At 62.9% G+C, this 10,658-nt stretch carries 11 protein-coding genes; 5 read left to right on the top strand and 6 right to left on the bottom strand.

From position 1 onward, the window contains the following. The first annotated feature begins 222 nt into the window (after positions 1–222). Positions 223–825 (top strand): PPA1309 family protein, encoded by a 603-nt coding sequence (locus QM600_RS23810; RefSeq protein WP_283264046.1) that lies wholly within the window; start codon positions 223–225, stop codon positions 823–825. 13 nt (positions 826–838) lie between these two features. On the opposite strand, the gene QM600_RS23805 is transcribed toward QM600_RS23810, so the two are convergent. Then, positions 839–1,873, bottom strand: a complete 1,035-nt coding sequence (locus QM600_RS23805; protein ID WP_283264058.1) for a YlbL family protein — start codon at positions 1,871–1,873, stop codon at positions 839–841. Positions 1,874–1,964: 91 nt separating this feature from the next. Here QM600_RS23805 and QM600_RS23800 point away from each other — a divergent pair, with 91 nt between their 5' ends. The 3 genes from QM600_RS23800 to QM600_RS23790 all read left to right on the top strand — a co-directional run bounded on the left by QM600_RS23800 (position 1,965) and on the right by QM600_RS23790 (position 5,792). Beyond that, complete coding sequence (locus QM600_RS23800; RefSeq protein WP_283264045.1) at positions 1,965–3,395, top strand: zinc-dependent metalloprotease; 1,431 nt, start codon at positions 1,965–1,967, stop codon at positions 3,393–3,395. Positions 3,396–3,505: 110 nt separating this feature from the next. Continuing rightward, entirely contained in the window at positions 3,506–4,435 is a 930-nt protein-coding gene (locus QM600_RS23795; RefSeq protein ID WP_283264044.1) for a hypothetical protein, read from the top strand. 4 nt (positions 4,436–4,439) lie between these two features. Beyond that, the gene (locus tag QM600_RS23790) at positions 4,440–5,792 is read left to right on the top strand and encodes an ABC1 kinase family protein (RefSeq protein WP_283264043.1); all 1,353 of its coding nucleotides are present in this window, start codon (positions 4,440–4,442) and stop codon (positions 5,790–5,792) included. Positions 5,793–5,800: 8 nt separating this feature from the next. On the opposite strand, the gene QM600_RS23785 is transcribed toward QM600_RS23790, so the two are convergent. The 3 genes from QM600_RS23785 to QM600_RS23775 form a co-directional block, all read right to left on the bottom strand. Then, positions 5,801–6,106 carry a WhiB family transcriptional regulator gene (locus QM600_RS23785; protein WP_502943087.1) on the bottom strand — a complete coding sequence of 102 codons (306 nt, stop codon included), beginning with the start codon at positions 6,104–6,106 and terminating at the stop codon, positions 5,801–5,803. A 160-nt stretch (positions 6,107–6,266) separates the two neighbouring features. Then, the gene (locus QM600_RS23780) at positions 6,267–6,428 is read right to left on the bottom strand and encodes a hypothetical protein (RefSeq protein WP_283264042.1); all 162 of its coding nucleotides are present in this window, start codon (positions 6,426–6,428) and stop codon (positions 6,267–6,269) included. 131 nt (positions 6,429–6,559) lie between these two features. Further along, positions 6,560–8,677: an ATP-dependent DNA helicase UvrD2 gene (locus QM600_RS23775; protein ID WP_283264056.1), complete on the bottom strand. Its 2,118-nt coding sequence runs from the start codon at positions 8,675–8,677 to the stop codon at positions 6,560–6,562. A gap of 94 nt (positions 8,678–8,771) precedes the next feature. Here QM600_RS23775 and QM600_RS23770 point away from each other — a divergent pair, with 94 nt between their 5' ends. Continuing rightward, positions 8,772–9,038, top strand: coding sequence for a mycoredoxin (locus tag QM600_RS23770; protein ID WP_502943088.1), 267 nt, complete (start codon positions 8,772–8,774; stop codon positions 9,036–9,038). Positions 9,039–9,041: 3 nt separating this feature from the next. On the opposite strand, the gene nudC is transcribed toward QM600_RS23770, so the two are convergent. Both nudC and QM600_RS23760 read right to left on the bottom strand, forming a co-directional pair. Then, positions 9,042–9,938: an NAD(+) diphosphatase gene (nudC, locus tag QM600_RS23765; RefSeq protein ID WP_283264040.1), complete on the bottom strand. Its 897-nt coding sequence runs from the start codon at positions 9,936–9,938 to the stop codon at positions 9,042–9,044. 27 nt (positions 9,939–9,965) lie between these two features. Then, positions 9,966–10,658 (bottom strand): potassium channel family protein (locus tag QM600_RS23760; protein WP_283264039.1); only part of this gene is annotated, 693 nt, incomplete at its 5' end.

The following is a 10,658-nucleotide window of genomic DNA, read 5'->3' as shown; positions in this document are numbered from 1 at the left end:
GATTCGACTGCGTCTGGACAGAGAGGGTAAACCTGCGGGGGGCCGCATGCCCACGTGCCACGCTCCAAGATTCGGCGACGCCACAGCGTCGCAACCGAGTGCATCGATCAGTGCAGCCAGGCCCGAGTGGGCTTGGCAGTTTCGAACCACTCTACGTAACAACAGTCACGAGGTGACAACACGGCGAGTCGGACTTCCAGCCCGAGGTGCAAGGATGAACGAGTGAGTGAAGAAAATCCGATCAGATCACCCAAGGCTTTGGCCCGGTGCGTTCATGAAGTTGTCGACCACATCGACGCCGAGGGCTGGGATCAGCCGCCGAGGCTGTACGCGCTCGTACCGACCGAGTTGCTTGCGGCAGCCGAACCCGGGTTGCTCGACCAGCTCGCCGACGGGGCCGAATTCACCCCCATCGAGCAGGAAGCCCTGCCCGAGGACATCATCGGCGGATCCCGCGCTCTCGACGAATTCCTGGCCACCACCAACTGGCCCGACTCCGTCGAAGGTTGCATCCTCGTCCAGGAGATCGTGGTTCTGCCGCCTACTGCGGAATCCGACCTCGACCACGCCGTCGAACCCGTCCTCACCGACGAACATGCCGCCGACGAGGTAGCCCGGCTCACCGCCGACGCCCACCCCGATCGTCGCCAGGCACGCCTGTTCGTCGGAGTTCTGCGTGACGGCCCGTCGCTGTCACTGCTGCAGATGCGACCCGACGAGGACGCCGATCCGTACGGCGATCTCCAGCTTCTGACGTACGACGGTCTGGCACCTCATCTGGTCCACGCCTTGTACGCGACGTTGGACGAGGTCGAAGAGGACTGACCCCCCGGATGACCTAGCAGCTGGGCGCGTCGAGGCTGTCCAAGGCATCCACAGCGCCGGACAGGTTGTCGACCTTCACCAGTCGAAGCCCGTCCGGCGCATCCTGTTTCGCTTCGTCACAATTCTTGGCGGGGACGAGGAAGGTCGTGGCGCCGGCCTCGGACGCAGCAATCAACTTGTAGCGAATTCCGCCGATCGGCCCAACCGCTCCGTCCGAATCGATTGTTCCGGTGCCCGCCACGAAGTCGCCACCGTTGAGTTCTCCGGGGCTCAACTTGTCGATCAAGGCAAGGGTGAACATCAGACCAGCTGACGGCCCACCGATGTCGGCGAGGTTGAACGTCACGTCGAACGGGACGTCCGGCACCTCGTCCGGTGTGATCCCCAGATAACCAGTTTCCGGATGATTAGGCCTGGCCCCGATCGTGACGGGTACTACAGTTTCGACGCCGTCTCGAAGCACGGTGACCGGAACCTCGGTGCCCGGCTTGATCGCACCCACACTCTCTTGCACGCCACCGACCGTGGTGACCGGAGCGTCACCGATCTTGCGCAGCGTGTCGCCTTCGCGGAGCGCGCCCGCAGCCGGACCGTCGGGTGAGATCGACGCGATCTTCAATGCGACCGGCTTACCGAGGTAGTGGAGGGCTGCTAGCTCGGCTCTGTTCTCCGACTGTTGGAAGTCGGCGCTATTTTCCTGCTGAATTTCCTCTTTGGACTTGGTCGGTGGATACACCTCGGCACGCGGGACCAACCCGTGATTTCCACTCGCCCACAGCCCGAACGCCTGAAACAATGTCAGCTTGTCGCGAACCGACACCGTCGTCATGTTGAGGTTGCCGGTGGTGGGATCGAGTTCCGTGCCCTCGATGTCGACCACCGGCTTGGTTACCGTCTTTCCGTCGGCGTCGACCTCGACTGTGCCCAACGTATTGAACGTCGGCCCCGGACCGAGAGCGACGAAAGGAACCGTGACAACGGATCCGACGATTCCCAAAACGATAATGGGGGCAAGTGCGGCCAATAGGGTCACGATCCGTCGGTTCACCTGGTCCAGGGTAGAGCTACTGCCGTCTTTGTTCGCCATCAGCGTGACTACGTGCATTACTCGAGCCACAGAACCCTTGTACCGTTGAGGTATGAGCAACACGCCCTTCGGCTTCTCCAACTCCGACGACGACCCCGACCGTGACAAGAACGCGGCCGGTGGCAATCCGTTCGGGGGCGGTGACATGCCATTCGGGTTCGGCGCCGGCGGCCCCGAAGGCGGCTTCGATCCCGCGCAGCTCGGGCAAATGCTGACCCAGTTCGGCCAGATGCTCAGCGGCATGGGTTCGTCGATGGGATCCGGCGGATCCGGGCCCGTCAACTACGACGTCGCGAAGAAGCTGGCTCGCCAGCAGATCGGTTCGGTGACGCCCATCACCGAAGGCAACGTCAAGGCCATCGCCGACGCCGCCCATCTCGCCGAATTGTGGTTGGACGCCGTAACGACGCTGCCCGCCGGCGCAACCAAGACACTCGCCTGGACGCCGAACGACTGGCTCGACAACACCATCGACACCTGGAAGCGCCTGTGTGATCCGGTCGCCGAGAAGGTATCGGGCATGTGGACTCAGGGCCTACCGCCCGAAGCTGCACAAATGGCCGGTCCGATGCTGGGAATGCTCGGCCAGATGGGTGGACTCGCGTTCGGTTCACAGCTCGGTCAGGCCCTCGGGCAGCTGTCCAAGGAAGTTCTCTCCTCCACCGACATCGGACTCCCCCTCGGCCCCGCCGGTACCGCCGCACTCCTGCCGGCAGCGGTGCAGGCGTTCAGCGAGGGACTCGAACAGCCCAACCAGGAGATCCTGGTTTTCCTCGCCGCCCGCGAAGCCGCGCATCAGCGCCTGTACAGCCACGTGCCGTGGTTGCGTCAGCGTGTCCTCGCCACCGTCGAGGAATACGCCCGCGGAATCACGATGGACTTCTCGGCGATGGAAGATTTTGCCAAGGACCTGGACCCGTCTGCCCTCGCAGATCCGTCCAAGCTCGAAGCACTGTTGCAGCAGGGTACCTTCGAACCGCAGACGACTACGGAGCAGAAGGCCGCACTCGAGCGCCTCGAAACCCTGCTCGCCCTGGTTGAAGGCTGGGTCGAAACGGTGGTGACCGCAGGACTCGGTGAACGTCTTCCCGGCGTTGCCGCGATGAGTGAAACGCTGCGTCGTCGACGCGCCACCGGCGGACCGGCCGAGCAGACCTTCGCAACGCTGGTCGGCCTCGAACTGCGCCCCCGCAAGGTTCGTGAAGCCGCAGCACTGTGGCAGCGACTGACAGCAGAAGCCGGAATGGAAACCCGCGACGGCATCTGGTCACACCCCGATTTGCTCCCTGATTCCAGTGATCTCGATGCCCCGAACTCGTTCGTCGAGCGTGTCACGGGTGTCGGCGAGTCCGGGAACTTCGACGATCCGATGGCTCAACTCGAGGCATTGCTCGCCAAGGAACGCGCCGCCGAAGAAGCAATGGATAAAACTCGCGACGAAGACTCCGGTAAGGACGACTCCGGCAGCAACAACAAGAAGTAATCGAGAAAGTTCTCATTCAACGACTATTGCCAGGTCAGACCCGGCGAGAGTCTGTGGATAACTAGCTTTTTCGACGCCTGGCCGGTGTATCCGAGTGCCACCATCGGTTGATGAGCACACGTGATCGCCGCTTCACCTCGAACACCAGCGTCACCCCGAACACCACACGATCCGTGGGACCCGAATGGGACCCACGGATCGTTGTGCTCTTGCGGCCCGACGGCCGGTTGCAGTTGGGCTGGCAACCCGAACGCGCGGTGGTCCTGACCCCGCCGCCCGGAGTCGATGCCCGGGATATGCAATCGTTGCTCCGCATGATGGACGGGCACACGAGTGTCGCCACGATGATGTGGACGGCAGCACAGCGAGGAATCAGCTCCGACGTCATGACCGCGCTTGTGTCCGAACTCACCACCGCCGGATTTCTGCGGCCGAGTCGTCAGGAAACCGTCAGCGCCGGATCGATCCGGATCCACGGGCAAGGTCCCCTGTCCGACACGATCAGGCAAGCACTACGCCACGGAAACTTACCGGTGCAACGTTCGAACGGCTACCGTGGCAGTCACCTCGTAGCCGATTGGCAGAACGCCTTAGTTGTCCTGACCGACGACGTCGTCACCGATCCACGCCTGGTCGCCGACCTTGTTCGTGCCGGAATCCCCCACCTCGCCGTGCACGTTCGTGACGGATCCGGCGTCGTCGGACCGCTGGTTCTGCCCGGCCACTCGAGTTGCCTTCGGTGCGCGGACATCACCCGAGCCGCTCATGATCCGGATTGGCTACACCTCGCGTCCCAGTTGCTGGGCAGCGCCGGGTACGCCGATCCCGCGATGATCCACGCGACAACGGCACTCGCATTGTCCGAGATATCGTCGGCAATGAGGGCGAGCGAAGCAACACCACCCGCAAGTTTGTTCACGACTCTCGAAATCGATCTGGTCCCGTATCGAATCACAATGCGCCACTGGCCTCGACAAACGTCGTGTAGTTGCTTCTACCTCGCCCCGGTGACGGGCGCAGGACGCGTCCGTCAGACATGATGGTGTGGTGTCCGAGATCCCACGCAAGAGCTCCGCCCGAACCGCCAAACTCGCAAGCATTCCGATAGGCATGGCCGGGCGTGCTGCCATGGGCTTCGGGCGCAAGCTCGCCGGCGGCGACAAGGGAGCGATCGACGCGCAGTTGAGCGCAAGGGCCGCCGAACAGTTGTTCGCGGTTCTCGGCGAACTCAAGGGCGGTGCCATGAAGCTCGGGCAAGCCCTCAGCGTCATGGAGGCGGCAATTCCGGAGGAATTCGCCGAGCCGTACCGCGAGTCATTGAACAAGCTCCAGGCCGCCGCTCCGCCGCTCCCCGTCAAACAGGTTCACAAGATGTTGGACCAGCAACTGGGAACGAAGTGGCGTGACCGATTCCAGTCTTTCGACGACACCCCGACCGCATCGGCCAGTATCGGACAGGTCCACCGCGCGGTGTGGTCGGACGGCCGCGACGTAGCCGTCAAAGTGCAGTACCCCGGCGCGGATGAAGCTTTGCGTGCCGATCTCAAGACCCTCGGCAGATTTGCCGGTCTCTTCGGCTCGGTGATGCCGGGCGTCGACGTGCGACCGGTCATCGAAGAATTCACGGCGCGAACGGAAGAAGAACTCGACTACCGGATCGAGGCCAACAACCAACGGGCATTCGCGAAGGAGTTCGACGGAGATCCTCAATTCGTCGTTCCACGCGTCGTGGCCAGTGCCCCGAAAGTTGTTGTCACCGAATGGATGACAGCCACACCTCTGACCAGGATTATCGAACGCGGAACACCCGAGCAGCGCAATGCCGCAGGCGCACTGCTCGCCGAATTCCACTTCGCGTCACCGGCACGGGTCGGACTACTTCACTGCGATCCGCATCCCGGAAACTTCATGCTCCTCGACGACGGTCGCTTGGGCGTCATCGACTTCGGTGCTGCAGCACCGTTCCCGCACGGCCTGCCCACAATTCTGGGAACCATGGTCCGTCTGGCCGTCGAGGAAAGATTCGACGAACTCACAGAGCTGTTGCGCGCCAACGGGTTTGTCATTCCCGGTCGCACGGTCACCGACCAGGAGATTGCCAATTACCTGCGTCCGTTCACCGATCCCATTCAGACGGAGTCGTTCCACTTCACGCGATCATGGCTGCAGCGAGCCGCCGGAACTGCCACTGATCTGAACAGCGCGCAGTTCCGAACGGCACGAGCACTCAACCTGCCGCCTGAATATCTGATGATCTTCCGAGTTCTTCTCGGCTCGGTGGGCATTTGCGCCCAGTTGGACGCGTATGCCCCGTACATGGAAATCCTGACCCGGTGGCTGCCAGGATTCGCCGACCCGGCTGCCGATCCTGTTATCGAGGAACCGGCGGCCGAGTAGGCGCCAATTCACGCACACACCAACTGCTTACGCGGTCGACCCCTCGGTCTCTTGCGTGCGATGACGGATCCCTGCTCGAGAATTTCACCGCCCCAGACGCCCCAAGGCTCAGCGCGGTCGATAGCTGCGCGTAGACAACGAGACCGGATGGGGCACTGCGCGCAGAGAGCCTTGGCTTGCTCGAGTTCTGTCGGGGACTCGGCGAACCAGAGGTCGGGGTTGGATGCCCGGCAGGGCAGGTCGCGACGGGTGGAGGCAACCTCGATAAAAGTTACGGAATTTTCGGATGCCCCTGGGTTTGTCTGCGTAGACAACTCGGTCTCCTGTTGCTCGGATGCGAAACGTATGTCGCAAAAAATGGGTTCGATGGGCGCGAACCTGAGCCGAGCCGGAAGCCCCGAAATGGGCGATCCAACAAAAAGGCCACGGTCCGCATAAGTGCGGGTCCGTGGCCGTAGGTGAACGGGTGGGTCCTTACCGAGAAAAACCTCGATAGCTTCGGACCACGGACGGTGCAGCTGCTTGGAAGCGCAGGCGCGACGCATGCTGCGCCTTGGCCGCTGCTTCGGGCCGCACGGGGGCGGCAACAGCGAACTTTGCGTGTGCGCACGCTTCATAGGAAATCAAGTTCGTCATTTTTGCCACCTCCATTTCTATTCGGTCCGGAAAATTTCTGCGCACGAGTTTCCCCGTAACGCTGGAATCCAGACTAGAGAACTCCGTGAATCTGCACAACCTATTTTTGACCTGCGGTTTTGCCGGTACAGCTACTGCCCGCCCTTGATGACGGCCAGGACATCTTCACCGAAATTCTCGAGTTTCTTCGGCCCGATGCCCGGAATTGCGACCAACCCGCGGTTGTCCTGCGGTCGCTGTTCGGCAATCGCGGTCAGCGTGTTGTCGCTGAACACGACGTACGCCGGCACCTTCAGTTCCCGGGACTTGTCCAGGCGCCAGGCTCGCAAGTTCTCGAGCAGTTCGACGTCGATGTCGGACGGGCACTTCTCGCATCGGCCCAGCATTGTCGACGAGGTTCCGATCAGCGGTTTGCCGCAGATCCGGCAGCGCGGACGCTTCTTGTTCGACGCTGCCGGAGCAGCAACACGCGAAGCCGGTGAGTCGTCGGGAATCAATCCGTTAAGGAAACGGGAGCGCCGACGCGATTTGCGGCCACCTTCGTTTCGAGCCAACGCCCACGACAAGTGGAGATGTTCACGAGCGCGAGTCACACCGACGTAGAGGAGTCGACGCTCTTCTTCCACTGCCACCTCGTCCGGGGCCGAATTGGAATCACCGAGCACATGCTGGATCGGCAGGGTTCCGTCGTTGAGACCGACCAGGAACACCGCGTCCCATTCGAGGCCCTTGGCCGCGTGCAGTGATGCGAGGGTGACGCCTTGCACTGTCGGTGGGTGCCGCGATTCGGCACGCGCTGTGAGCTCTTGCAAGAGACCCGGCAGCGTGAGTTCGGGTTCGTGGACCAACTGCTCCTCGGTGAGTGCAACCAGAGCCGTCAGGGACGCCCAGCGTTCACGTGCCTGGGTGCCCGACGGTTCCTCGTTGGTGAGCCCGAGTGGCGCCAGCACAGCGCGAACCAATGCAAGAAGTCCGGCGCCGCTGTCTGCGCCTTCGGGTAGATCGTCACGGTTACCGGCCTGCCGCAGCGCCGTTACCGCTTGGCGGACCTCGGTACGGGTGAAGAAGCCCTCGCCGCCGCGCACCTGAAACGGTATGCCCAACTTGGTCAGTGCTTGCTCGTGCACTTCGGATTGTGCGTTGATCCGGTACAAAATCGCAATCTCGGCTGCCGGCGTGCCCGCCGCGATCAGACGTTTGACCGCGCGCGCAATCCCGAGCGCCTCGGACGGCTCGTCGTTGAACTCCGCGAACTCCGGTTCCGGACCCGGCGCCCGCTGACCGATGAGTTGCAAACGGGTACCGGCAATACGCCCACTGGCCGCACCGATGACGCGGTTGGCCAGTGAGACCACTTCGGGAGTCGATCGGTAGTCCCGCTCGAGCCGGACCACCGTCGCCTCGGGAAACTTACGAGAGAAGTCGAGAAGGTAGTTCGGGGTGGCGCCGGTGAACGAGTAGATGGTCTGGTTGGCGTCGCCGACCACAGTGAGATCGTCGCGGTCACCGAGCCACGCGTCGAGAACTCGCTGCTGCAACGGGGTGACGTCCTGGTACTCGTCCACCACGAAGCATCGGTACCGCTCACGGAACTCGTCGGCAACCGAGGAATGCTCTTCGAGCGCCGCCGCTGTGTGCAGCAGGAGATCGTCGAAGTCGAGCAGCATGCCGTCCTGGCCGCGCGCCTTCAATTCCTCGTAAGCCAGGTAGACCTGAGCGACCTTCTCGGGGTCAACCGGAGCTTCACGGCGAATCTTGGCGATGGCGCGCGGATAGTCCTCCGGCGCGATCAACGAAGCCTTGGACCACTCGATTTCGCTCGCGAGGTCGCGAACACTTTCAGAACTGGTCGGCAATCCCACCCGAGCCGCGGCACTGCTGACCACCGCAAACTTTCGGTCCAGCAGCCGCCACTCCGAGTCACCGACTACCTGTGGCCAGAAGTACTTGAGCTGCCGCAGTGCCGCAGCGTGGAAGGTGCGTGCCTGCACTTGCGGGCCACTGCCACCGACACCGAGTTCACGCAGACGACCACGCATCTCACCGGCCGCACGGGCTGTGAACGTCACAGCCAGCACCTGCCCGGCCGACACATGCCCGTCGGCAACCAGATGCGCGATCCGCCGGGTGATAGTGCGGGTCTTGCCTGTTCCGGCGCCCGCAAGAACACAAACCGGGCCGCGCGGAGCGAGCACGGCGGCTGATTGTTCGGGGTCCAGTCCGGTGTCCGCAGGCATGAGCACCATCATGGCAGGCAGGACCGACACGTCCGTCGGCCCGCCCACCACGATGTGGGGAAGAGAACACCCTCGATTGCGGAACAAGAGCCGCAGTCATGGTGTTATAGGCGCCGTGACCACTACCGAAAATGCACCTGCCCTGACCATCTACTCGACGACGTGGTGCGGCTACTGCCGTCGACTCAAGACACAGCTCAACGCGTCGGGCATCGAGTACACCGAGATCGACATCGAGAACGATCCGGCTGCAGCCGAATTTGTCGGCAGCGTCAACGACGGCAACCACATCGTTCCGACCGTGAAGTACGCCGACGGAAGCGTCGCAACCAACCCGTCGCTCAATCAGGTGAAGGCTGCACTGGGGCTCTAGTCGTTACTTAACCCAGCTCTCGAGCATGCCGCGCGCAATCGAGATAGAGCCGGGCAGGAGCAACGGCGCATCGGCGTCGGACGCCCAATCCCCCAACTCGAGAGCCGCGCGCACCTCGTCTTTGGTGAACCAGTTTCCTTCGGCGATCTCGCCGTCCGCGAACAACAGCGGAGCGGCGGGGTCGCCGATTGCCGTGAACCCCAACATCACCGAGCGCGGGAACGGCCACGGCTGACTGCCCAGATAGCGCACGCTGTGGACGTCGACGCCCACTTCTTCCTTGATCTCACGGACCACACACGTCTCGAGCGACTCCCCCGCTTCGACGAAGCCTGCCAAGATCGAAAACCTGCGCGGCGGCCACGTCGGCTGCCTCGCCAGCAAGACGCGATCTGCGCCGTCATGCACCAGGCAGATCACCGCGGGGTCGGTGCGGGGAAACTCTTCATGTCCAGTAGTCGTGGAAATGCGCGACCACCCCGACATCGTCGGCTCACTCGGAGCCCCGTCGATCGCACTGAATCCGGCACTGTCGTGCCAGTTCAGAATGGCGATCGCGCCGGTCAGCAAACCTGCGTCAGCGTCGTCGAGAGTTCCGCCCAACACCCGCAGATCCGACAACGCACCTGCAAGCAAGGACACCCGCACGGCCCAGACGTGGCGGTTGTCGCGAATACCGAGGAACACTGCGCCGCGAACCGGTTCCGCGCCGAGTTCGGTGGCTTCGCCGAACACCAACTGCCCGTCCGACGCCTTGACCTGTCCGCGCGGAGTGACCCGCAGGAGCAGCGCGTCGCGCCAACCTTCTGTGAGGGCAGCTTCGTCGGATCGCAACTCTTCGGCGCGGCCGACGCTCGAACGGGACAGCAACGGCGTTTCGGTCAGCTGGAAGTCGTTCACGCCCACGACATTACTGCGCGCTTCTCATCAGTTTACGACGCGTCGGATATAGAGCAGTCGATCTTCCGCTTCGATAGCGTCGACCTCAGGCGTACCCACGCGGACCAGTCGACCGTCGCGCACCACTCCGAGCACGATGTCCGAAAGGTGGCGCGGTGATCCGCCGACCTCGTCACGTTCGACTGCTCGCTCGGCAATTGCGAACCCGGCCTCCGGCGTGAGCAGATCTTCGATCATCTCGACGACAGTGGGTGTGGTCGTCGCGATGCCCAGGAGCCGACCCGCAGTTTCCGAGGAGAGGACCACCGAATCCGCACCCGACTGACGCAGCAGGTGCGCGTTGTCGGCTTCTCGAATAGCTGCCGCGATCCTGGCCTTCGGGGCGATCTCACGGGCAGTCAGTGTTACGAGTACGGCCGTATCGTCGCGGTTGGTCGCCACGATGATCGAGGCCGCACGCTGGGCTCCGGCGAGGCGAAGCACGTCGGACTTGGTGGCAGAACCGAATACCGTCACCAGACCCTTTGCCTCGGCGACATCCAGCACTGCCCGATCGGTGTCCACGACCACGATCTCGGATGCGGAGACGCCGTCACCGATCATCGCTTCGATAGCCGTGCGTCCCTTGGTGCCGTAACCGACGACGACGGTGTGATTACGCACTTGCTGCCTCCAACGCTGAATTTTGAACGCCTGACGCGAACTCTCGGTCAGAGCTGA

Origin of the sequence: Rhodococcus sp. IEGM 1379 (assembly GCF_030056815.1) — a bacterium.
Taxonomy (GTDB): domain Bacteria; phylum Actinomycetota; class Actinomycetes; order Mycobacteriales; family Mycobacteriaceae; genus Rhodococcus_F.
Note: the sequence above shows the minus strand (reverse complement) of the source record. Positions and strands in the feature narration are given on the sequence as shown.

Bases quoted from the DNA above. Each gene is read 5' to 3' on its own strand.
- QM600_RS23800 (WP_283264045.1), top strand. From the start codon at position 1,965: ATGAGCAACACGCCCTTCGGCTTCTCCAACTCCGACGACGACCCCGAC.
- QM600_RS23795 (WP_283264044.1), top strand. From the start codon at position 3,506: ATGAGCACACGTGATCGCCGCTTCACCTCGAACACCAGCGTCACCCCG.
- QM600_RS23780 (WP_283264042.1), bottom strand. From the start codon at position 6,428: ATGACGAACTTGATTTCCTATGAAGCGTGCGCACACGCAAAGTTCGCT.
- QM600_RS23775 (WP_283264056.1), bottom strand. From the start codon at position 8,677: ATGATGGTGCTCATGCCTGCGGACACCGGACTGGACCCCGAACAATCA.